At 48.1% G+C, this 22,943-nt stretch carries 17 protein-coding genes; 14 read left to right on the top strand and 3 right to left on the bottom strand.

Features of this window, described 5'->3' with window-relative positions:
- Positions 1-24: 24 nt before the first annotated feature.
- Positions 25-633 (bottom strand): leucyl/phenylalanyl-tRNA--protein transferase, encoded by a 609-nt coding sequence (gene aat / locus BGO59_RS04865; protein WP_293681439.1) that lies wholly within the window; start codon positions 631-633, stop codon positions 25-27.
- A gap of 193 nt (positions 634-826) precedes the next feature.
- Between aat and BGO59_RS04860 the strand changes: the two genes are divergently transcribed.
- The 13 genes from BGO59_RS04860 to BGO59_RS04800 all read left to right on the top strand — a co-directional run bounded on the left by BGO59_RS04860 (position 827) and on the right by BGO59_RS04800 (position 19,707).
- Positions 827-2,365, top strand: a complete 1,539-nt coding sequence (locus tag BGO59_RS04860; protein ID WP_293681436.1) for a biopolymer transporter TolR — start codon at positions 827-829, stop codon at positions 2,363-2,365.
- 107 nt (positions 2,366-2,472) lie between these two features.
- Positions 2,473-3,396, top strand: coding sequence for a dihydrodipicolinate synthase family protein (locus BGO59_RS04855; protein WP_293681433.1), 924 nt, complete (start codon positions 2,473-2,475; stop codon positions 3,394-3,396).
- Between the two features lie 48 nt (positions 3,397-3,444).
- Positions 3,445-4,449 carry a 4-hydroxyproline epimerase gene (locus BGO59_RS04850; protein WP_293681430.1) on the top strand — a complete coding sequence of 335 codons (1,005 nt, stop codon included), beginning with the start codon at positions 3,445-3,447 and terminating at the stop codon, positions 4,447-4,449.
- Between the two features lie 111 nt (positions 4,450-4,560).
- Entirely contained in the window at positions 4,561-5,805 is a 1,245-nt protein-coding gene (locus BGO59_RS04845; RefSeq protein WP_293681427.1) for an FAD-binding oxidoreductase, read from the top strand.
- Positions 5,806-5,838: 33 nt separating this feature from the next.
- Complete coding sequence (locus BGO59_RS04840; protein WP_293681424.1) at positions 5,839-7,593, top strand: DUF885 family protein; 1,755 nt, start codon at positions 5,839-5,841, stop codon at positions 7,591-7,593.
- Positions 7,594-7,703: 110 nt separating this feature from the next.
- A complete protein-coding gene (locus BGO59_RS04835) occupies positions 7,704-9,266 on the top strand; it encodes an aldehyde dehydrogenase (NADP(+)) (protein ID WP_293681421.1) in 1,563 nt (520 codons plus the stop codon).
- Positions 9,267-9,427: 161 nt separating this feature from the next.
- Positions 9,428-10,276, top strand: a complete 849-nt coding sequence (locus BGO59_RS04830) for a glycoside hydrolase family 16 protein (protein WP_293681418.1) — start codon at positions 9,428-9,430, stop codon at positions 10,274-10,276.
- Positions 10,277-10,420: 144 nt separating this feature from the next.
- Positions 10,421-12,127: a beta-xylosidase gene (locus BGO59_RS04825; RefSeq protein ID WP_293681415.1), complete on the top strand. Its 1,707-nt coding sequence runs from the start codon at positions 10,421-10,423 to the stop codon at positions 12,125-12,127.
- 98 nt (positions 12,128-12,225) lie between these two features.
- Positions 12,226-14,265, top strand: a complete 2,040-nt coding sequence (locus BGO59_RS04820) for a transglutaminase domain-containing protein (RefSeq protein ID WP_293681412.1) — start codon at positions 12,226-12,228, stop codon at positions 14,263-14,265.
- A gap of 2 nt (positions 14,266-14,267) precedes the next feature.
- Positions 14,268-16,178, top strand: a complete 1,911-nt coding sequence (locus BGO59_RS04815) for a DUF3857 domain-containing protein (RefSeq protein ID WP_293681409.1) — start codon at positions 14,268-14,270, stop codon at positions 16,176-16,178.
- 58 nt (positions 16,179-16,236) lie between these two features.
- Positions 16,237-16,851, top strand: coding sequence for a hypothetical protein (locus BGO59_RS04810; RefSeq protein ID WP_293681406.1), 615 nt, complete (start codon positions 16,237-16,239; stop codon positions 16,849-16,851).
- A 166-nt stretch (positions 16,852-17,017) separates the two neighbouring features.
- On the top strand, positions 17,018-18,037 hold the full coding sequence (locus BGO59_RS04805; protein WP_293681403.1) for a PmoA family protein: 1,020 nt from the start codon (positions 17,018-17,020) through the stop codon (positions 18,035-18,037).
- A gap of 95 nt (positions 18,038-18,132) precedes the next feature.
- A complete protein-coding gene (locus tag BGO59_RS04800; protein WP_293681400.1) occupies positions 18,133-19,707 on the top strand; it encodes a hypothetical protein in 1,575 nt (524 codons plus the stop codon).
- 85 nt (positions 19,708-19,792) lie between these two features.
- Here the strand turns inward: BGO59_RS04800 and BGO59_RS04795 are convergent, their stop codons facing one another.
- Entirely contained in the window at positions 19,793-20,188 is a 396-nt protein-coding gene (locus tag BGO59_RS04795) for a hypothetical protein (protein ID WP_293681397.1), read from the bottom strand.
- A gap of 263 nt (positions 20,189-20,451) precedes the next feature.
- Here BGO59_RS04795 and BGO59_RS04790 point away from each other — a divergent pair, with 263 nt between their 5' ends.
- Positions 20,452-21,144, top strand: coding sequence for a type 1 glutamine amidotransferase domain-containing protein (locus BGO59_RS04790; protein ID WP_293681394.1), 693 nt, complete (start codon positions 20,452-20,454; stop codon positions 21,142-21,144).
- Positions 21,145-21,191: 47 nt separating this feature from the next.
- On the opposite strand, the gene BGO59_RS04785 is transcribed toward BGO59_RS04790, so the two are convergent.
- On the bottom strand, positions 21,192-22,889 hold the full coding sequence (locus BGO59_RS04785) for a glycosyltransferase family 39 protein (protein WP_293681391.1): 1,698 nt from the start codon (positions 22,887-22,889) through the stop codon (positions 21,192-21,194).
- Positions 22,890-22,943: the final 54 nt, after the last annotated feature.

Genomic DNA, 22,943 nt, shown 5'->3' with positions numbered 1-22,943 from the left:
GGTGGTTTTCGGTATACCGAAGTCTCACACCTTCAGAGGCACCTGATCGCTAAACTTTACTTTGTTGCGAAGGGCCATTTTCAATTGCCGGAGATAATCGGCTTTGGGAATTTCAATAGCCCCGTACCGCCGGACATTATCGTTGATAAACTGCGTATCCAGAAGGGTAAATTTCTGTTGCCGGAGAATCTGAATCAAGTAATGAAACGCCACTTTCGACGCATTACTGACCTGCGTAAACATCGATTCGCCAAAGAAAGCGGAGCCTAATGAGACGCCATATAAGCCCCCAACCAATCGATTGTCGATATACGTTTCTACGCTATGGGCAAGCCCCATTTGGTGCAGTTCGGTATAGGCTTCGATAATTTCATCGGAGATCCAGACACTATCGTCCTCAGAACGAGGCTTTGAGCAACCCTGCATAACCTCTTTAAAGGCAGTATTCAGACGAATCTCAAACTGATTCCGATTCAGAACTGGACGGAGCGACTTGGCTGGTTTGTAGGTATAAATGGGAATAATGGCACGCGGATCAGGGGCGTACCAGTAAAGCGCACCGTCGGAATCGGCCATTGGGAAAATGCCATTTATGTACCCATAAATCAGGTCATCGGCGGTGAGCTTGTCCATGAAAGTGGTGGATGTGTATGCTGACAAAGATAAAAAAAGCGGCAAAGAATTGATAGGCCTTTTTATGGCTTTCCTATACGAACAACGCGCAAGTCAAGTCGGCTGAGTAAGCCACTGATCGGTAACGCTTTGTTGATAAAGTGATACCTGCCTCGTCTCCTGAACCTGTATAAAACGAACCCAATCAAGCCTGATGAAGATTCTAAAAATCACCTCTTTAATCATTTTTGTCGGTTTACTGCTGGCATTGGATGGCCAATCAATTGCGCAGGATGTTAAGCTGGGCCTGTTTGAGGGCCAAAGCGATATTGGTGCTGTCGTGAAACCCGGCTCGGGTACTTACGATCCCAAAACGCATCAATATGAGCTATCGGGTTCGGGGGCTAATGTTTGGGCCGATCACGATGAGTTTCATTATGCATGGAAACGCATGAAAGGCGATTTCCTGCTGTATACGAGGGCGTCGGTAGTGGGTAAGACGGGCGATCCGCATCGAAAAGTAGGCTGGATGGTTCGTACTAGTCTGGATGGCAAGTCGGCCCATGTGAATGTCTGTACGCATGGAGATGGCAGTACATCCTTACAATACCGACGGACAGCGGGGGCCACTACGGAAGAAATCCGTACAAAGTTGGCCGGTGCTGACGTGATCCAGCTCGAACGGAAAGGCAATATCTATACCATGCGGGCGGCCCGATTCGGAGAGCCTTTCGTAACCGAACAGGTTACCGACCTGGAATTAGGCGAGGAGGTGTACGTGGGTCTGTTTGTCTGTGCGCATAATAAAGACGCGCTGGAACGGGGAACGTTTCGGGATGTTCGTATCAGTGTACCAGCACACGATAAATTGGTGCCCTATCGGGAGTATCTGGCCAGTAATCTCGAAATTCTGGACGTAACAACCGGCAACCGACAGGTTATTTTCAATGTGCCGGGTTCGATTCAGGCACCAAACTGGATGCCCAATGGCAAAACGTTGCTGTACAATGGCGATGGATTGATTTACACCTTCGATCTGGCAAAAGGGCAACCAACTGTGCTTCATACGGGAGCTGTTAAAAATAACAACAACGACCATGTTCTTTCCTTCGATGGGAAAATGCTGGGGTTAAGTAGTGGCGTGAAGGAGCTGGGTGGTTCGATTGTTTACACGGTTCCGGTTACGGGCGGAGAACCAAAGCAGATCACTCCCCAAGGGCCATCATACCTGCATGGCTGGTCGCCCGATAAGAAAACACTGGTATTTACTGGCTCGCGCAGCAATGAGTTTGATATTTACAGTGTACCATCGGAAGGTGGCCCGGAAACGCGATTGACTGATGCAAAAGGACTGGACGATGGCCCGGAATTCACGCCCGATGGTAAGTGGATTTATTTCAACTCCGACCGCACGGGAACCATGCAAATCTGGCGCATGAAACCCGACGGCAGCGGACAGGAAGCGGTTACACACGGTGATTACCACGATTGGTTTCCACACATTTCGCCCGATGGCAAGTGGATAATTTTCCTGTCGTTCCTGAAAGAGGAGGTTAAATCCAATGAACATCCGTTTTACAAACATGTTTATTTGCGGCTATTGCCCATTTCGGGCATTGGGCAGCCTAAGGTGATTGCCTATATTTATGGAGGGCAAGGGACCATCAATACACCTTCGTGGTCGCCCGATAGCAAACGAGTGGCCTTTATCAGCAATACGGCAGCAAGTAGTATAAGCCCTATCGAAAAATAGAAAAAAACGAGCCTTTTGCTGTGGTTCTTCGGGATTTGTGTCGATATGACATGAAATATTTCGCAGAATTTGCAACTTTGGTTGTTTAACTCGATCCCCATTGCTTCATGAACGTTTCTGTACGCTGGGAGGGTGTTTATCCTGCACTCCTGACTCCGTTTACGGCTGATGATCAGCTTGACTTGCCGCTTTTTGAGAAAAATCTGCGGGCACAGCTCGAGGCTGGTGTTCATGGTTTTATCATTGGCGGATCGCTGGGTGAAGCCAGCACGCTGCTCAACGACGAAAAAATTGAGTTGCTGAGGTCGGCATTGGCAGTGAGTGCCGGAACTGTGCCAGTGCTTGTCAATATTGCCGAACAGGCAACCAAACAGGCTATTGCTCGTGCTCAGGAAGCCGAAAAAGCCGGAGCCGACGGGCTAATGCTGCTCCCTCCGATGCGTTACCCTGCCGATTCCCGCGAAACGGTCACGTTTTTTAAAGCGGTGGCTCAGGAAACGTCGCTTCCCATCATGATCTACAATAATCCGTACGATTATAAGATCATGACCACGGTAGCCATGTTTGAGAAACTGGCTGTATTGCCCAATATTCAGGCGGTTAAAGAATCGACTCGTGATCTGACTAATATAACCCGTATGCGCAATGCGTTTGGTGACCGCTACAAATTGCTGGGTGGCGTGGATACACTGGCGCTCGAAGCCCTACTGCTCGGCTGCGATGGCTGGGTAGGCGGTCTGGTCGATGCGTTTCCAGTAGAAACGGTGGCTATTTACGAACTGGCTAAAACGGGACAACTTGTAGAAGCACTCGCCATTTACCGCTGGTTCATGCCCCTGCTCGAACTGGATATTCACCCAAAACTGGTTCAGTACATTAAACTGGCGGCTACGGCTACAGGCTTAGGTTCAGAATATGTGCGCCCTCCCCGGCTGCCACTCATAGGCGCCGAACGCGAGCACGTTCAGGAAATTATTCAAAAAGCATTAGCGAACAGACCAGTACTAATGAGTGAAAGAGCGAAAGAGTGAAAGAGCTATTTCACCCTTTCGCTCTTTCACTCTTTCGCTTTTTAAACCATGTCCGAATTTCATTTTTTCTGCATCGATGCACACACCTGCGGCAACCCGGTACGGGTTGTTACGGGAGGAAGTATTCCCTTCTTACAGGGAACAAATATGAGCGAGAAACGGCAGCATTTTCTGCGCGAATACGACTGGATTCGGCGGGGGCTGATGTTTGAGCCACGCGGCCACGATATGATGTCGGGGAGCATTCTCTATCCGCCAACCGATCCGGCCAATGATGCGGGTGTGCTGTTTATCGAAACGTCGGGATGTTTGCCGATGTGTGGTCACGGAACAATCGGTACGGTTACCGTAGCCATCGAACAAAACCTAATCAGGCCCAAAACGCCCGGTGTGCTCAACCTGGAAGTACCGGCTGGCCTGGTGCGGGCTGAATACAAACAGGAAGGGAAAAAAGTAACGTCGGTTAAGATTACCAACATTAAATCGTATCTGGCGGCCGAACAGTTAACCGTCGAATGTCCGGATTTGGGTACACTCACGGTCGATGTGGCCTATGGCGGTAATTTTTACGCTATTGTCGATCCGCAACCCAACTTCCCTGGTCTGGAGCACTACAAAGCCGAACAACTGATTGGCTGGGCGCGGGTGATGCGCCAGCGGATGAACGAGCAGTATACTTTCGTTCATCCCGAAAATTCGACCATAAACGGTCTGAGCCATATTCTTTGGACAGGCAAGACGTTAGCGGAAACATCGACGGCCCGCAATGCGGTTTTCTACGGCGATAAAGCCATAGATCGTTCGCCCTGTGGTACAGGAACGTCGGCACGTATGGCGCAATGGTATGCTAAAGGAAAGCTTAAACCCGGCGATACGTTTATCCATGAGAGTATCATCGGGTCAATTTTCAACGGACGTATCGAAGCCGAAACCGAACTGGCAGGTAAACCGGCCATCGTTCCCAGTATCGAAGGCTGGGCTCGAATCCACGGATATAACCACCTGATCCTGGATGAAGATGATCCGTATGTGCATGGATTTCAGGTTATTTAAATAAAGAGTGAAAGAGTGAATGAGTGAATGAGCGAAATTGAATTCGTCAGCCGGAATGCCGGACCACACTCTTTCACTCATTCACTCTTTCACTCTTTCACTCTTTAAAAAATGGCGCACATTGGTGTAATCGGAGGGGGTATCATTGGCCTCTGTTCGGCTTATTATCTGCATAAAGCGGGACATACGGTAACCTTGTTTGAACAGGCACATATTGCCAATGGCTGTTCGTTTGGCAATGCAGGTATGATTGTGCCGAGTCATATTGTGCCGCTGGCTCAACCCGGTATGATTGCCAAAGGATTGCGCTGGATGCTGAAATCAACCAGCCCGTTTTATGTCAAACCCCGGCTCGATGCTGAGCTTATGCGTTGGGGATGGCTTTTCTACAAGCATTCTACGCCCGAGCATGTGGAGCGCTCGATTCCGGTTCTGCGCGACCTTAGTTTTCTGAGCAAACGACTGTATCAGGACCTCGCTAACCGCGACGGTTTCTCGTTTGGCTGGCAGGAGCGGGGCTTGTTTATGCTGTATAAAACGGCTGCCGCCGAGCATGAAATGGCGGAAGAGGCCGAAATTGCTAACCGGGCCGGTGTAGAAGCCCAACTCCTGAACGGTAAACAGGTGCAGGAGTTGGAGCCCCATGTACGGGTAACGGTGCAGGGGGCAGTGTATTATCCCGGCGACGCTCATCTGAACCCTAATGAACTGATGCTCGCCCTGGTCGACTATTTACGGCAGGAGGGCGTAACCATTCTGGAAAATCATCCGGTTACGGGCTTTGGTACGTCGGGGGCTCGCATAACCACTGTTCATGCGCGGGGTTCGTTCGAAGTCGATGAGGTCGTGATTGCGGGTGGAGCTTGGTCGCCGGGAATTGCCAGGCAACTGGGTTTGTCGTTGCCACTACAGGGCGGGAAAGGATATAGTTTTATGCTCCCTGGTACAGTTAACGATATCCAGATACCGGCCATCATGCTGGAAGCACGGGCTACGGCTACACCCATCGGTGGTAATCTGCGTTTTGCAGGTACGCTGGAAGTAGCGGGTACCGATATGAGCGTGAATATGAATCGGGTGCGAGGGATTGCCGAGTCCATTAACCAGTATTACCCCGATATTCGGGTGGATATGCCCGTTGCCGATTCCATTTGGCGTGGATTACGTCCCTGCTCGCCCGATGGGTTGCCCTATATTGGCCGGACAGAGCACTGCGACAATGTGGTGCTGGCTACGGGACATGGGATGATGGGCGTTAGTCTGGGACCTGCCACGGGTAAACTGGTCAGTGAACTGATCAGCCATTCGCCCCAGAGTATGGAATTGACAGCCTTTAATCCTAATCGTTTTGCTTAATGAGTTGACAGGTTTTATCAATCGCTACACTTCATGCCATCACTGAAATCATTCCTCCTGCCCCTTATTGCCCTTAGCCTAGCTATTACTTTTCCGAAAGCTATTGGCCAACCGGCTTACCTCAAAGCTATCAATCCGCAAACGAGTGATGTTCATCATCAGTTGACTCAGTATGAGGCAGATTACGGAAGCTTAAGTCGTTTTTATACGATAACAGGATCGCCAGAGCGTCGGGAGCGATTTCAGAAACTGCACAGTGAGTATCTGGAAAAACTACAGAAGTTGGATTTCGACCGCATGACGACTGACAGCCGGGTCGATTACCTGCTGTTTCGGCGGAATTTACAGCAGGAACTGTATAAACTGAATCAGGAAGCCGAAGAGCGTTCTACGATAAAACCGTGGTTCCCCTTTGCCGATTCGATTTATGCCGTTGAAAAATTACGTCGGCGGGGGCATGTTCTGAATGCACAGGCGTTGGCTGCCAATCTGAATAAGTTGGGGCCGCAGATTGTAGCTGCTCAGAAAGAAGTGGAGAAAAGCGGTAAACTGGACCCGGCTTTGGTACGACGGGCTGAATCGACGGCGCAGGGATTACAGCAAGCACTTAAAAGTGTTTATACCTTCTACAACGCCTACGACCCTACCTTCAGCTGGTGGATGGAGAAATCGTATCCGAAAGCCGATAGCCTATTGAATGCCTATGTGAAATTTTTTCAGAAAAAGGCGAAGGAAGCTGCGCCGACGAAAGACGATGGGAGTGGCATTGCGGGCGTAGCTGTTGGGCGAACCGAATTACTTCGCCAGCTACAGGTCGAAATGATTCCGTATTCGCCGGAAGAGTTGATCGAGATTGCGAATAAGGAATTTGCCTGGTGTGACCGTGAACTGCTGAAAGCTTCCCGCGAGATGGGTTTTGGAGATAACTGGAAAGCGGCTCAGGAGAAAGTCAAAAACACCTACGTGCCTGTTGGCAAACAGCCCGAAATGATTTTAGGACTGTACAACGAATCCATCGCTTTCCTCAAAAACAAAGACTTGATTACGATTCCTCCATTGGCCGAAGAAACTTGGCGCATGAACATGATGTCGCCCGAACGCCAGCGCGTAGCTCCATTTTTTCTGGGCGGTGAACAGTTACTCATTTCCTATCCCACCAGCGACATGTCGCACCCCGATAAACTGATGAGTATGCGCGGAAACAATCCACATTTCTCCCGGGCTACGGTCCATCACGAACTCATTGCTGGGCATCATTTACAGGGCTTTATGAACAATCGGTATAAGGTATATCGGCAGTTCGACACTCCATTCTGGATTGAAGGCTGGGCCTTGTACTGGGAAATGGTCTTGTGGGATCAGGGGTTTCCCCAGTCTCCCGAAGATCGGATTGGTATGTTGTTCTGGCGGATGCACCGTTGCGCCCGCATTATTTTCTCGCTCAATTACCATCTTGGCCAATGGTCGCCCCAGCAGTGTATCGACTTTCTGGTTGATCGCGTAGGGCATGAGCGGGCCAATGCCGAAGGAGAGGTGCGCCGGTCGTTTGTGGGAGGCTATCCACCCCTATACCAATTGGCGTATATGACGGGTGCGTTCCAGTTCTGGGCGTTGAAAAAAGAATTGGTCGACAGTGGAAAGATGACCTACAAGCAGTACCACGACGCGGTTATGCAGCTTAACTCGATGCCAGTAGAAATGGTACGGGCCATTCTTACTAACCAGAAATTAGATAAAGATTTTAAAACTAATTGGCGATTCTACGCTGTTGAATCAGCAACACGTTGATCGTTTTTTGTTTACCGTTTTCGATATATAGTGGCTGATACAAACCATCCTTATACATCGGCCATCGTATACCGTAAACCCTAAAGCACACTTATTTTATCCCATTTGTTATGATGGACTTACCAACGGTTATGCCCTCCACTCCCGAAACATTTCAGGGTATTAATCCCGCTACTGGTCAATTCCTGCCTGGTGATTTTCAGGAAGCAACAGCCGCCGAAGTAGCGCAGGCTTGCGAACGGGCTGCCGAAGCGTTTACCGAATACCGGAAGAAATCGGGTGCCGAAAAGGCAAGATTTCTGGAGCAGATTGCGACCGAAATCGAAGCATTAGGTGATGAATTACTCAATCGGGCTCAGGCCGAATCGGGCTTGCCACTCGCCCGGCTGACAGGCGAGCGTGGGCGCACAACAGGCCAGCTACGGCTGTTTGCCGAATACCTGCGTGAAGGCTCGTGGGTAAATGCCCGAATCGATAAGGCCCTGCCCGACCGTCAGCCTCTGCCCCGGCCTGATTTGCGTCAGATGTTGCGACCACTGGGGCCGGTTGGCGTTTTTGGCGCGAGCAATTTTCCACTGGCCTTTTCAGTTGCTGGAGGGGATACCGCTTCGGCGCTGGCGGCTGGTTGTCCGGTTGTGGTAAAAGGGCACCCAGCCCATCCGGGGACTTCTCAACTCGTTGGAGATGCCATTAGCCGGGCCGTTGAAGTCTGTGGATTGCCTGCCGGAACGTTCTCGCTGGTACAGGGCCGCACGGTAGCCGTAGGTATGGCCATTGTGGAGCATCCTGCCATTAAGGCCATTGGTTTCACAGGGTCATGGCGGGGTGGCAAAGCTATATTCGATGCGGCTGCTCGGCGGCATGAACCCATTCCAGTTTATGCTGAAATGGGTAGTACAAACCCGGTTTTCTTTTTGCCTGAACTGCTGAAAGAGAAAGGGAGTGCCATTGCTCAGAGTTATGTCGGTTCAGTTACGTTAGGCGTAGGGCAGTTTTGTACCAATCCCGGACTGGCCATTGTGCAACAGTCGCCCGAATCGCAGGCGTTTGTGCAGGAAGCAGGTCGGGTAGTGGCTGGTAGTCAACCTGCTACTATGCTCACTCAGGGAATTCAACAGGCGTTTACAAACGGACTGAGCAAGCTGAGCAGTACAGAAGGTGTTCAGGTTGTGGCGCAGGCTCCAAGTGCTGAAAGTTTTGCCAACGGTACGCCTACGTTATTGGCCACCACGGGCGAAGCGCTGCTGTCCAACCCTGCCATTGCCGAAGAAGTATTTGGCCCAAGCAGTGTTGTCGTTGAAGCGGGTAGCCGCGATGAGTTGCTGGCGGTAGCAAAGGGGCTTGAAGGACACCTGACCGCGACCGTTTACGGAACCGACGACGAGTTACTGGAATATGCCGATCTACTGGAGATACTGGAACAAAAAGTTGGGCGATTGTTGATCAATGGTTTCCCAACGGGTGTCGAAGTAAGCCACGCCATGCAGCATGGAGGTCCTTATCCGGCTACAACTGATTCGCGTTCTACGTCTGTCGGTACGAATGCCATTCTGCGCTTTGCGCGCCCGGTTTGTTATCAGAATTTCCCGGATGCCTTGCTTCCTGATGAGTTGAAGGCTGCCAATCCATTGCATATCTGGCGGCTGGTGAATGGCAAGTTTACGAATGAGTAGTCATTGGGCCTCTTCCTGCTGAAGGGGTTCAAACGATTTTTTTGCCATCCCGACGAAGGTGGGATCTCAACATGGTGAATGTTAGTGGATCTTCTTCGTCGGGATGTATCATTTTAAATCAAGTATCTAGTAGAGAGATACATAAGGGAAAAATGAACTCTATGAACCGTTTACTACTCCTATTAACCGCGATACTCATCAGTCAGGCTGGATTCGGTCAATCTGTCGCTCCATCGGATAAATCGAAAGGCAATTGGAAACTCGTATGGGCGGATGAATTTGATACACCTGGCCCTCCTAATTCCAAAAATTGGTCTTTTGAAAAGGGGTTCGTGCGGAACCATGAAATTCAGTGGTATCAGCCCGAAAATGCCAGCTGCGAAAATGGCATGCTGATTATTGAAGGGCGACGGGAGCAAAAGCCGAATCCAACCTACCAGCCAAATAGCTCCGACTGGAGGACCAATCGCCCTACTATCGACTATACAGCTTCTAGTCTGCACACGCGTGAGTTGCATAGCTGGCAATACGGCCGCTTCGAAATGCGGGGGCGTATCGACATCAGCCCCGGTTTGTGGCCTGCTTTCTGGACATTGGGTGTTGCCGGTGAGTGGCCTTCCAATGGTGAAATCGACATTATGGAGTATTACCGGAGTATGTTGCTGGCGAATGTAGCCTGGGGAACGGCAAAGCGATATACAGCTGAATGGCGATCAATAAAAAAGCCGATTAGTACCTTCAACGTTCCCGATTGGGCGAAGAAATTTCATATCTGGCGGATGGACTGGGACGAATCGGCTATTCGGCTGTATGTCGACGATGCGTTGCTGAATGAGGTTTCATTAGCGGAAACGATCAATGGGGATGGCACGAAGAGTAATCCCTTTCGCCAGCCGCATTATATCCTGCTGAATCTGGCCATTGGTGGCGATAATGGGGGAGACCCTACCAATACTGCCTTCCCAACTCGATTTGAGGTCGACTACGTTCGGGTATATCAGAAACAATAATATGTTTGACCAGGCGCAGCACTTTACTCACGGTTGTAAAACGTTCGGGGATTCATCGTGGTCAGTAGGCATGCATTTTAAGGCATCTAAGGGTAAACCGTACCCGGTCGGTTTCTTTAGGGTACAATATCTTCCCTACACGCAATGAAATTACGGAAAGTCTTTGCCTGCATAACCGCTATTTTGATCTATAGCTGGGCAACTACGATTAGTTCTGCACAGGGGTCTCAACCCCAGCCAATTAACATCAACGTTGATTTACAAGCCGACAAAGGACCTCTGAAACCGATCTGGGCGTGGTTTGGCTACGATGAGCCGAACTATACCTACATGAAAGATGGGAAAAAACTGCTGACAAAAATTTCGCAGTTGAGTAAAGTACCTGTCAATGTACGGGCACATAGCCTGCTGGTTACGGGCGATGGCACAGCCGCTCTGAAATGGGGATCAACCAACGCGTATACGGAGGATAAAAAAGGTAATCCCGTCTATGACTGGACCATCGTCGATAAAATTTTCGATACGTACATCGAGCGTGGTATGAAACCCATTGCCCAGATCGGATTCATGCCGGAAGCGCTTTCGACCAAACCAAAGCCCTATCGCCATTACTGGAAACCCGGCGATAACTACAACGATATCTATACGGGTTGGGCCTACCCGCCAACCGATTACAAAAAATGGAGTGAACTAGTCTTTCAGTGGGTGAAACATTCCATAGCCCGTTATGGTCAGAAAGAGGTCGAAAGCTGGTACTGGGAATTGTGGAATGAACCAAACATCAGCTACTGGAAAGGCACTACGGAGGAGTATATCAAGCTCTACGACTACACCGCCGATGCAGTAAAACGGGCCTTACCGACGGCTAAAATGGGTGGCCCCGAGGTAACAGGCCCCGGTAGCGAAGGCTCGCAGAAATTTTTCAAGGCTTTCATGGACCATGTGGTGAGTGGAACCAATTATGTTACCGGCAAAACGGGTTCGCCCATTGATTTTATAACCTTTCATGCGAAGGGAGCACCGAAGTTAGTCAACGGCGTGGTGCAAATGAATATGGGCACTCAATTCCGCGACATTAGCAAAGGGTGTGAGATTGTGGCCTCGTACCCGACCTTGAAACAGCTACCGATCATTATTGGTGAATCGGACCCGGAGGGATGTGCCGCCTGCTCGGAAGATTTACACCCGCAGAATGCCTATCGCAACGGAACCATGTACTCAAGCTATACAGCCGCTTCGTTTGCTCGCAAATATGACCTGGCCCAATCGCATGGGGTCAATCTGGAAGGAGCGGTTACCTGGGCGTTTGAGTTTGAGGATCAGCCCTGGTTTCGGGGCTTCCGCGATCTGGCCACGAATGGTGTCGATAAGCCCGTTCTGAATGTATTTCGAATGTTTGGCATGATGGGCGGAAATCGGGTAGGTGTTTCGGGTGGTTCCGGCTACGATTACGCCCGGATTCGGGATCAGAGTGTGCGGGCCGAGCCCGATATCAATGCCTTAGCCACAAAAGATGCGAAAACGGCTTCGGTACTGGTCTGGCATTATCACGACGACAATGCACCGGCCCCTGATGCGCCTGTGTCGGTGCAATTAAAAGGGGTGCCTGCCCAACGAGTGTTGATCCAGCATTACCGCATCGACAAAGAGCATAGTAACTCGTATGAAATCTGGAAAAAAATGGGATCACCCAAGACGCCTACCCCCGAACAGGTTGCGGAACTGGAGAAAGCGGGCCAATTGCAACTGCTAACCTCACCAGAGTGGATCACCGTAAAAAATGGCGAAGCCATTCTCCCATTTTCATTACCTCGTCAGGGCGTGTCGTTGCTGAAACTGTCGTGGGAATAGTCATGAACTAGATATTGTTATTTTCTATACGGGCATTGTAGAAATATGGCTAAACGCTTATCTTGGCCGCAAATAGTTACGTACCATATCCACCATTTATGTTCCCTTCTTCGCTTGCCCATTGCTCGCTGGCAACAGTAGTTCTATCATTTTGTCTCAGTTTTTCGGTTTCGTTCGCTCAAAAGTCAAAAAATAAAGCCCCTGATCCGGCACCAGTAGTCAAATTTGGGGTCATCGCCCGCGAGGAGTTTGCCAAAGTGTCAACAGACTCCACTGCCGAAGCGCTCGTACTCTACGATTTTGGCGAGGTAACGTTTGAGGAAAATCAGGGTGAAGTCTGGCTGGTGTTTACCTGTCATAGCCGGACTAAAATCAACAAAAAGTCAGCCTATAATCGGGCAACCGTGCAGATTTCTACCCGGCGCGGTCGATCGGGGCAGCACGAATACGTTTCGGAGTTTGACGGTTATAGTTACAACATCGTCGATGGTAACGTAATGATCGATCACTTTCCGAAAACAGCGCACTTTTCGGAGAAGGTTTCGGATGATTATTACCTGGAAAAATACACATTGCCAAACGTACGCGAAGGCACCATCATCGAGTATAAATACACGGTCCGAACGCCCTTTAGTGTTCGATATACGCCCCGAACCTGGACGTTTCAGCAGGATATTCCCGTTAACTGGAGCGAATACCGAATCACGATTCCCGATTATTTTTATTACAAAATCCTCCAGACTGGGTATATCCAGATGGTGGTAAATGAACGTACCGTCAAGTCGGTCGATTTGTATCCTGGCCAAAATGGAGCGTCGGCATCAGCCTATCGATTTGCCATGAAAGATATTCCGGCTTTCCGCGACGAGGCCTATATCACTACCGAAGATGATTATATGGCTAAAATCGAGTTTGAATTAGCCAGTTACCAATGGGTCGATTTACGGAAACACGACTTATCGGTAAGTTGGACCGACCTCGACCGGACGCTGCTGAACGATGTAGACTTTGGTGGTCAGATTAAACGTGCTCCGTTTCTGCGAGAAACGGCTAAAACCATACTCAGCCAGCATGCCGATACGCTGGGCCGGGTGACGGCAGCTTATGAGTTTATCCGGAAAGCTATAAAATGGGACGGAGTCGGTGGATTTGTTTCTCAAGAGGATATTAAACGGGTTTTCGAGAACAAAAAAGGAAATGCGGCCGGTATTAATCTGATGTTGGTTGCTCTCCTGCGTGAAATGGACCTCGATGCGAATCCGGTTATTCTGAGTACCCGGTCTAATGGCCGCATCAATGAATCTTATGCGCTGATTCGAAAATTCAATTACGTCGTCGCTCAGGTTTCGGTTGGTGGTAAGGATATGCTGCTGGATGCTACCGACCCATTCCTGATACCAGGTATGTTGCCCGTTCATTGCCTGAATGGAACCGGACGACTAGTGAACTCCTCGGGGGCACGGTTTATTTCCCTGATGCCCACTGAACGAGAGGTTGATTCGTATACGGGATCGTTTACGATCAGCGATGACGGAGAAATAACGGGTACATTACGGCAGTCGCAGGTAGGGTATAGTGCGTTGAGGGCTCGCAAATCATTTGCTTCAGAGGGTAAAACAAAATACCTGGAAGGCATTCGGAAACGAAGACCGATCTGGCAAATTGAGAAGGTTGATTTTTCAGGGGCGGACTGGAACAGCAGTGCATTTAATACCGATTATACGTTTTCGATCCCCGATGCCTGTGGCCGCGCAGGTGACCGGCTTTACTTACGACCGATGCTGACCGAAGGCCATGGTATTAATCCATTTAAAGAACCTGAACGACTTTATCCGGTTGATTTTGGTTACGCCAAGGAAGAAACGTTTATAGTTACCTACACCTTACCGCAAGGTTACCAGGTTGAGGAAATGCCAAAACCTGTATCGATGACGCTGCCTGAGAATGCCGGCCGATTTATCTATCAGATAGGCATGAATGCCGAAAATAAGCTTCAGATTATGAGTCGGATCATGCTGCGAAAGCCAATGTATTATGCAGAAGAGTATCCCAACGTTCGGGAGCTGTTTAGCCGAATTGTAGCCAAACATGCCGAACCTGTCATTCTCAAACGTGGTCCCGTAGCTGAAAAGAAATAGTCATGAAGCATCTTTTACTGATGGCTCTATTAAGCTACTCGAGTGGCTGGGCACAGACTGAATATAAAGCCGATGCTATTCCGGCATCCCTGAAAGAAAATGCCCATAGTGTTATTCGGCAGCATGAAACCTCCTTTACCATAAAGGCACCCGGAGAGGCAGTACGGCGTGTACATACTGTAGTGACTGTACTTGATAAAGAGGCTGATGACGATGCTACAATTGTGGTCGGATATGATAAGCTTTCAAAAGTAACAGAACTGGAAGGTGCCCTTTATGATGAAAATGGAAAACTGATCAAGCGACTGAAAAAATCAGATATTGAGGATTATAGTACGCTCTCTGACTATAATTTTTTTGATGATCAACGGATTAAAGCGGCAAAGTTCCCCAGGCAACCAACCTATCCCTACACGGTTGAATTTACCGTGGAGACAACGGAACGTAATCTGATGTTTTACCCAACCTGGGTGCCGTTGAAAAAAGAACACGTTGCTCTGGAGCAGGCTACCTATTCCGTCTCCATACCCGCTGGGCTGGCGTTGCGGTATAAAGAAATGAATATACCCACAGCCGGTACTGTTTCGCCGTCGGCCGATGGAGGAAAAACCTACGTCTGGAAACTGACTAATCGACCTGCCCTGGAACTGGAGCCATTATCGCCCCCAAGTTGGGAGCAATTGCCGATCGTGTATACCGCTCCGACGGATTTTGAAGTGCAGGGATATAAAGGGAAAGTAACCTCCTGGAGTGATGTAGGGCGGTTCTATTATACCTTAAATACGGGCCGTGATGCCATTCCTGCCGATCTTCGACAGCGTATACAGGAGTTGACCAAAAACGAAACGACCACAGTCGGTAAAGTTCGGAAGATTTATTCGTTTCTGCAGGACCAGACTCGGTATGTGAGTATCCAGCTGGGTATTGGTGGCTGGCAGACGATCGAGGCCGATAAGGTAGCGGCCAGTAAATACGGGGATTGTAAAGCCCTTACTAATTTCACACAGGCATTACTGAAAAACGTTGGCGTCACCGCCTATCCGGCTCTGGTGAAAGCGGGAGACAACGAGCCTGATGCCCTGGTTGACTTTCCGAGTTTTCAGTTCAACCATATCATTTTATGCGTACCTGATGGCCGCGATACGCTATTTCTGGAATGTACCAGCCAGCATGGCCAGCCTGGATATGTTGGTGATTTTACGGGTAATCGTCATGTCCTGCTGATCACACCCGATGGTGGCCGACTGGTGAAAACTCCCAGCTATCGATCTGCCGATAACCTTCAACAACGACGTATTTCGATTGTGCTGACCGATCAGGGTGATGCCACAGCCGACGTCAGAACGCGCTATACAGGTCTCCAGCAAGACGACTACGGACAGGTGATTCATGGTATGAATCGGGACGAGCAACGAAGCTGGCTGCTTAAGCGCATTCATGTACCCACTTTTGAGCTGACAGGGTTTTCGTTTTTGGAACAGGAAAGTTCAGTCCCGGCCGTTACGGAAACACTCTCGCTGGCCGTCAGAAAATGGGCAACGCCAAGTGGTAATCGACTCTTTCTGCCACTCAATTTAATGTCGGCTTTGTCATTAGCGACGCCGATGCTACAACCCCGACAATCGGCCGTTGATTTAGGGCCCAATTATGATTTTGAGGATAGCGACACCATTACCTACCAGATTCCGAAAGGTTATACACCCGAATTTGCCATTAAGCCCGTGGCCGTGGATTCTAAATTTGGCCAGTATACGGCACAAGTAGACGTAGATGGTGACCGGATCAAGTATGTCCGTCATATAACTATGCACGGGGGGCGTTTTCCGGCATCTACTTATACAGAATGGATCGATTTTCGGAAAAAAGTGGCCAAAGCTGATCGAATGCAGATGGTGTTTGTTAAGAATAATTAAACCAAACACTTTCCCCCCTGTCGAACGTTTATAATAAAAGGACGACAACCATCAAATCATGAAAAAAGTACTTATTCTGGCCTTAGTGGCTTTACCCATTTTGTTTTACCGTTGTAGCGTTAATCAGCAAATTGCGCAGGCAAAGGCGCTGGGCGATTGCCGATATACGATTGCATCGGCCGATAGTGTATATCTGGCTGGTACCGATGTTCGCGAGTTCCGCAATATCGAAAATATGGATGTAACCCGGTTTCCCCGGTTGGCTGCTGGTTTGCTGACCCGCAACATACCTCTGGATGCACGTATTAATCTTGATATAACGAACCCGACGGGTAAACTGGCAGGTATCAACCAATTGGAATATAAAGTTTTGTTGACTGGACAGGAATTGTTTAACGGATTTGTAAATCAACGAATAGAAGTGCAGCCTGGTGGCAGAACCCGTGTGCCTATTCGATTGAGCGCTAATGCGTACCAGCTTATTTCAGACTCGAAAACGCGGGATGCCTTTACCCAACTGGTTAGAAATTTGTCTGGTGCCACTAATACGCAACCATCAAAACTGACGATTAGAATTAAACCAACGCTGGCGCTCGGTAATAAAGCCATCAATTACCCAGGCTATATTACGATCGATCAGGAAGTGAACAATAAAATCTTGTCTGGTAATTAATCGGTTCTGGACCGATTTTACTAGCAATTCCCTGCCTGAATAGTACATCTTAATGCATGAGGAGTAGTATATAGGCGGTCAATTTCGTGCCCCGACTTTTAGTCGGGGCATTTGTTTATTGCCTGTTTTGACGTAAACTTTGTGAGTCTGATCAATACATTTTCTAATGCGCTACCCTATAATAACCCTTCTGCTTTTTACCTCGATGGTATCGAGTTTTGCCCAATCGATTCAGCTTACGCATAACGAAGCCCAGAAACGCGTTGATGTTACCGTTGATGGAAAACCATTTACTGCGTATATCTATCCTGGTCCAACGGTGCTGAAAAAACCTGTACTCTATCCGATTCGGTCGGCAGGGGGCAATTTTATTACGCGCGGCTGGCCCCTCGATCCTCGTCCGGGTGAGCGGATCGACCACCCACACCATGTAGGTATGTGGTTTAACTATGGTGATGTAAATGGACACGACTTCTGGAACAATTCGATTCAGGTCGGACCAGAACATAAAGGGCCATTTGGAACCATTGTGCATACGGGGATTAAGTCGATGAAAAACGGCAAAGGGCAGGCTGAACTGGTGGTAACCGCCGACTGGCTCGACAAGGACGGGAAGGTAATGCTTCAGGAAACGACAACCTATGCATTCAAAGCAACGGGCAATAGCCGTACAATTGAGCGGATCGCCACCTTGAAAGCGGCTGATAAAGATGTACTATTCAAGGACAACAAAGAAGGTATGATTGCGTTGCGAATGGCCCATCAGCTTGAGCAACCTGCCACTAAACCCGAAGTATTTACGGATGCCCAGGGCGTAGAGACCAAAGTGCCTATAATGAATAACGAGGGGGTTACTGGGCTTTACCACAGCGCCGAGGGCATTGAAGGCGATGCGGTGTGGGGTACCCGCGCACCCTGGATGAAACTGACAGGAACGATCAACGGGGAAGCTCTATCAGTTGTTCTGCTGGATAATCCTAAAAATGTAGGTTATCCAACCTACTGGCATGCACGAGGTTATGGTCTGTTTGCTGCTAATCCATTAGGAGCAGCGGTGATGAGTAGTGGTAAGGCTCCTGCTATGAACTATACACTTTCTGCTGGTAAATCGGTTACATTTAAGTATATACTTCTCATTCAATCTGGTCAACTTGCTGATAGTGCGTTAAGTCAATTAGTTAAATAGTTTATAGAATTGGTAAATTGTTAACTAGATATAGCCTGGTGTTGGCATGTTATTTGTTGGTCATCGAAATTGGTACACTTAATCGTACTGGTTTTATGGCCCACATCTCTTTTTTTTCCATTCAACGTTTTGGCTGCCTGATAGGGGTAGCCCTCTTGCTGGCTCCAGCGTTTCTTTTCGCACAGATTCGAACTAGTACTACAACCACTACACCAAGTAGTAGTACATCTCCCTCGCTTCGGTCAGGAACTGATGGCTTGTTGACCATCGAAAACTCACAAATTCGGGTGGGTATCAATACCAATGCCGGGGGTGCTATTACCCACCTGACTTTTCTGGACGATCATGGGGGTAAGGTTACTACCCGTAATATGGTCAGTAACCCGGATTTGGGTCGCCAAATTCAGATTGGCATGTATGGGGGCCCACTTAATTACTCCGAGAATGGTAACGTAGCCTGGACCGGATTGGGCTGGAACCCAATTCAGGCTGGCGATGTATATGGTAATCCCTCACAGGTGGTGGCTGTTGCCAAACAGGAGAACTTGTTGTATACCAAAACCATTCCCAAACAGTTTGCCTTCAATAACCAGGCTGGTGAGGCCACAATTGAGCACTGGATTCGACTGGATGGTAATGTGGTAAAGGTGCATGCGAAAGTAACGATGGCCCGATCTGACAAAAATCAGTACGAATCGCGCCAACAGGAGTTTCCATGCGTATATCTGACAGGCGATTATCACAATATGTGGTATTACTCGGGCAAAACCCCCTTTGCAAACGGCGATCTGACGCTCTCTCGTATCCAGCCGCCAGCAACATCTATGTTTGGTGACGTATTTCCGACGGAACCCTGGATGGCATCGACTAACGACAATGGGTATGGCGTAGGGTTATACCTGCTTGGCAACAACTATGAATGGAAAAGAGGTTATTTTGGTGCAGATTTGAGCGGGGATGAGTTTAGTACTGTTGCATCGTATATTGCCGCTACCCCGCGAATTGTCCTCGATTATAATCTGGTTCATGAATGGGATTATGAATTGATTTTAGGCCACCTAAGCGAGATACGGTCTCGCGTATATAGCCGACCGAAATCAAAACCTGGTCCTAACTATGTATTCGATAATGCGCGTAAAGGCTGGACATTGGGGGGCGCGCAGGATACGGGCTGGCCTATTTCTGGAAAGCTACACGTGTTTTGGGATGATGCTGTAAATGCAAAAATTATATCACCTTTTGTTTTTTGGAAAGGAAGCGATAATCCTAAACTATACGTACGGGCAGCTTTTCAAACCCCAAATACAAAGCTTCGAATGAAGTGGCGACGGACTGACGATCAGGTTATGTATGGTACGGGTGATCGTTACATGGATTTTCCCATCAAAAATGATGGACAGTATCATACGTATGAGCTTGACTTGAGCCAAAATCATAACTGGCTGGATTACACAATTGGGCAGATCGAATTCGTCTTAGTGTCTGATGGCCCAACACCAGGTGCATGGTCGGAGTTTGCCTGGATTGCCACCAGTCCAGATGGGCCAACGCCAGAGGCACCAGGCGAGCAGTTTTTGGTAGGTACCCCCGGTGCTGCTCCCTGCGAACCTGGTTGTATAACTGTTGATGTACAGAAGTTGCAATTTGTTCGTTCGAACCGTAAGCGGTAAAATCGGATTAGATACAAAAAGGTCATTGGTTGCGAGGCAGATCGTCTGGCAACCAATGACCTTTTTGTATGTCAAACAAAATGAACTAGTTAAGATGGACGAGTGCTGATCGATAAACACGCCCATCCAGTGATTTTAAACAGGAGCGCAGATTCGAATTTTCGTTTGAAGCACGGCCCAGTTCGCTGTCTATCTGGCGAAGCAGAAAGAATAACTGGTGAACGTGCTCCCATTGAGTTGCCAATTGGCTGTTTTTCTGCGATTGTAAACTAGTTTGGCGAGCAGCCTGTGTAAGCTGGCGTAGGCTCATTTTCAGATGATATCGAAGGATAATTAGCCGACTGGCCATTGGAAGTTCCTTAGGATCTCGCTCCATATGCGAAATGCTTTTCGCCAGGACATTGTTCCGTTGTTGAAGTTGATCGCAGACGAGCATCCAGGCATGTTCGGCCTGGAGTGATTCATAAGAGAGAGTTTGCATAAAAGCTAGCACAGTACGGTTTACAAACAAATATACTAATATGCAGTCTATTCTGACAGTGAAATCATATGTTGAGCAAATATTAATTTATGAAATCGACAACCTGCCGATTATTTATAATTCATCGTATTGGAGTGAGAGCTGGTGACTACCTTGACGGTCGAATTTTATGGTAGCCAGGGGGTTGCAGAAGTTCCTGGAAACCATTTAACTTCGCTCTGAAGTGGTGGATAACCTTCGTAAACGGACTACTGCTTTTACTTATGGACCCTACCTATCGCGTACTAATTGTTTGTACGAACCATACGGACTTTCCGACCAAGCCCCATAAGACCGGATTGTGGTTAAGTGAGGCTACGCATTTCTACGATGAACTGGCCGATCGAAACTTACCTTACGACTTCGCCAGCCCGAACGGTGGTGTTATACCGTTGGATGAAAAAAGCATAGATCGACGGGATACTATCAATGAAAAATGGTATAACAATACTACGTTCCGATCAAAATTAGAGAATTCCCTGCGCTTGGATGATATCGATCCAGCTCGATATCAGATCATTTATTTCGCAGGAGGGCACGGAACGATGTGGGATTTTCCGGCTAATGAGTCTATTCTACGCATAACCCGGCAGATTTACGAACATGGTGGGATGGTAGCTGCCGTTTGCCACGGTGTAAGCGCGTTGCTTAATGTTAAGTTATCGGATGGAAGTTTTCTCCTGGATAAACGGCAGGTAACGGGCTTTTCCAATATGGAGGAGAAATTGGTTCGGCTTGATGAAGAAGTCCCTTTTTTGCTGGAAGACGCTTTAAGGCAGAAAAGCGCCCTTTACAGTAAGAGTCTGATTCCATTTATGCCTTATATTGAGGTTGATGAACGGCTGGTTACTGGACAAAATCCTTTATCGGCTCGCAAGGTAAGCCGAAAAGTGCTGGAAGAGATGTACGAAAAATAACCTACGAAGTTACCATCTATCCAGGCGTTAATGGCACCGGAAGATGATTATTGGGTTGATTGCGGACTGGAATTATTTATTTTTTTGCCGATATAGAGCTTCTGAAGTCCATATGGGAGCCATGTGTTAACGGGTAATTCCTGATATAGAGTAAAACCTGGTAATACACTTGCTCCAAGTACATAGTTATCGTCATGGACCCACCAAAAGCTTTTATCAGAGCTGACCTTATAAGATGAATTATACAGGTGCCACCCGTTAAATTCAAACCCACCATCAATATCTGTTAATTTTATTCCTTGTTTTAGGAGATTATTAAGGGATTGCCAACGGACACGGTTCCAGGCCAGATAGTCATGAGTCGTACAGATGTTATAGGCAAGGCTGATCAGAAATATGCTTGTCGATAAATAGAGCGGTATTGATAAAGTGGGGGATGGTTTAGTCCGAGCAGAATTTGCTCGAACCATATAAATCATGATAAGCAGTAAGGCAGGAATAGGAAGAAGGTATCGATCAAAAAGGCCCTGTAAACTCATCGGAAAGTAATAAATGCAGGTTACTGAAAGGAACAGGATACCGATAGAGCGTTGTATGGCTGAGGTAGGGCGATGAGTTAAATAACGAATGATCCTGATAAAATAGTAAATAACGCAAACACTACCGAAGATACTGCCTATCGTTACGAAACCCATGGCAACGCGTAAAAAAGTAGGTGTTGGCAGGGTATATAATCGATAAAACATATCCCGCATAAGCATAGGGCCTAATCCAAATGCATTCAGTACATTCCACCAGATAGGCATGAGCGTGCCCTGAAAAAAATACAACCAAAGGCTAAGAACTATACCAGTCAGGCAAATAAATAGTAATAGATTTTTCCGCAGACTGGCCAGGCTCCCTTTTGTAATTAATAGGAGAAAATAAGGAGTCATAAAGACGCCCGTATACATTACAACGACAAACGTATTATTAAAAAAGTCGTGAATAAGCGGCCGTTCATAAAAACTTTTACTGAAGAAATTGTTAGCCTGTACATTGTAGGCAATCAGTTCAGGCATCATATAGTCAAGCCATCGCTGATAAAGCAACTGGATGGCCAAGCATGTAGCTATGCTGATTGCTCCAACGGATATTGTTTTCCAGTTAATGCCCTTACGAACCACATAGGCAAGACTAAAGCCTACAAATAGGCTGATGCCTAACTGGCGAACCAGCAGCGCAAGGGCCGCAAGAAATAAGCCGATCAGCAGGGGTAAAAACTCGTCTTCCCGCAGCCCCTCAGCCATATAGGCCAGCGACCATACCATTAGTGTATAAAACGGTATATCGGTCATGAAGGAAGCCGATAAACCCAGATACATTGGGTTCGCCAACATCAACAAAGTACCAATGAAGGCGTAACGGCTGTTATCAGTCACTTTATAGATAAGACGGTATGTGCCCCATAGGCCTAGTAAGCCGGCTACTAGTGTTGAAATACGGAGGGCGGTAAAGGAAAAGCCAAATGGAAGGCAGAATAAAGTTCCCCAGCCAATCTGAACCACCAGGTTCGTGCTAGTCCATGGAGACATGTAAAAGGTATGCTTTTCAACTAAGGCTTGTACCGATTGTGCATAGGCCCAGTCGTCATTGAAAGGGAATTCTCCATAAGGGTTAATAGCTGCAGCTGAAAAAATCCAGATTGACGAGATAAAAAGAAGTTGATTTTTTTGGGTGGAAAGGTACCTGTAAACATGTTCCATAAGCAGCTAGAACGGAATAGTAACAAAGAGATAAGTTTAGTGAATATGTATACC

Source organism: Spirosoma sp. 48-14, assembly GCF_001898575.1.
GTDB lineage: Bacteria > Bacteroidota > Bacteroidia > Cytophagales > Spirosomataceae > Spirosoma.
This window is presented reverse-complemented; position numbering and strand designations above follow the sequence as displayed.

Excerpts from the sequence above, each read along its gene's own strand:
- aat (WP_293681439.1), bottom strand. The coding sequence starts at position 633 with ATGGACAAGCTCACCGCCGATGACCTGATTTATGGGTACATAAATGGC.
- BGO59_RS04860 (WP_293681436.1), top strand. The coding sequence starts at position 827 with ATGAAGATTCTAAAAATCACCTCTTTAATCATTTTTGTCGGTTTACTG.
- BGO59_RS04855 (WP_293681433.1), top strand. The coding sequence starts at position 2,473 with ATGAACGTTTCTGTACGCTGGGAGGGTGTTTATCCTGCACTCCTGACT.
- BGO59_RS04850 (WP_293681430.1), top strand. The coding sequence starts at position 3,445 with ATGTCCGAATTTCATTTTTTCTGCATCGATGCACACACCTGCGGCAAC.
- BGO59_RS04845 (WP_293681427.1), top strand. The coding sequence starts at position 4,561 with ATGGCGCACATTGGTGTAATCGGAGGGGGTATCATTGGCCTCTGTTCG.
- BGO59_RS04840 (WP_293681424.1), top strand. The coding sequence starts at position 5,839 with ATGCCATCACTGAAATCATTCCTCCTGCCCCTTATTGCCCTTAGCCTA.
- BGO59_RS04835 (WP_293681421.1), top strand. The coding sequence starts at position 7,704 with ATGATGGACTTACCAACGGTTATGCCCTCCACTCCCGAAACATTTCAG.
- BGO59_RS04830 (WP_293681418.1), top strand. The coding sequence starts at position 9,428 with ATGAACCGTTTACTACTCCTATTAACCGCGATACTCATCAGTCAGGCT.
- BGO59_RS04825 (WP_293681415.1), top strand. The coding sequence starts at position 10,421 with ATGAAATTACGGAAAGTCTTTGCCTGCATAACCGCTATTTTGATCTAT.
- BGO59_RS04820 (WP_293681412.1), top strand. The coding sequence starts at position 12,226 with ATGTTCCCTTCTTCGCTTGCCCATTGCTCGCTGGCAACAGTAGTTCTA.
- BGO59_RS04815 (WP_293681409.1), top strand. The coding sequence starts at position 14,268 with ATGAAGCATCTTTTACTGATGGCTCTATTAAGCTACTCGAGTGGCTGG.
- BGO59_RS04810 (WP_293681406.1), top strand. The coding sequence starts at position 16,237 with ATGAAAAAAGTACTTATTCTGGCCTTAGTGGCTTTACCCATTTTGTTT.
- BGO59_RS04805 (WP_293681403.1), top strand. The coding sequence starts at position 17,018 with ATGCGCTACCCTATAATAACCCTTCTGCTTTTTACCTCGATGGTATCG.
- BGO59_RS04800 (WP_293681400.1), top strand. The coding sequence starts at position 18,133 with ATGGCCCACATCTCTTTTTTTTCCATTCAACGTTTTGGCTGCCTGATA.
- BGO59_RS04795 (WP_293681397.1), bottom strand. The coding sequence starts at position 20,188 with ATGCAAACTCTCTCTTATGAATCACTCCAGGCCGAACATGCCTGGATG.
- BGO59_RS04790 (WP_293681394.1), top strand. The coding sequence starts at position 20,452 with ATGGACCCTACCTATCGCGTACTAATTGTTTGTACGAACCATACGGAC.
- BGO59_RS04785 (WP_293681391.1), bottom strand. The coding sequence starts at position 22,889 with ATGGAACATGTTTACAGGTACCTTTCCACCCAAAAAAATCAACTTCTT.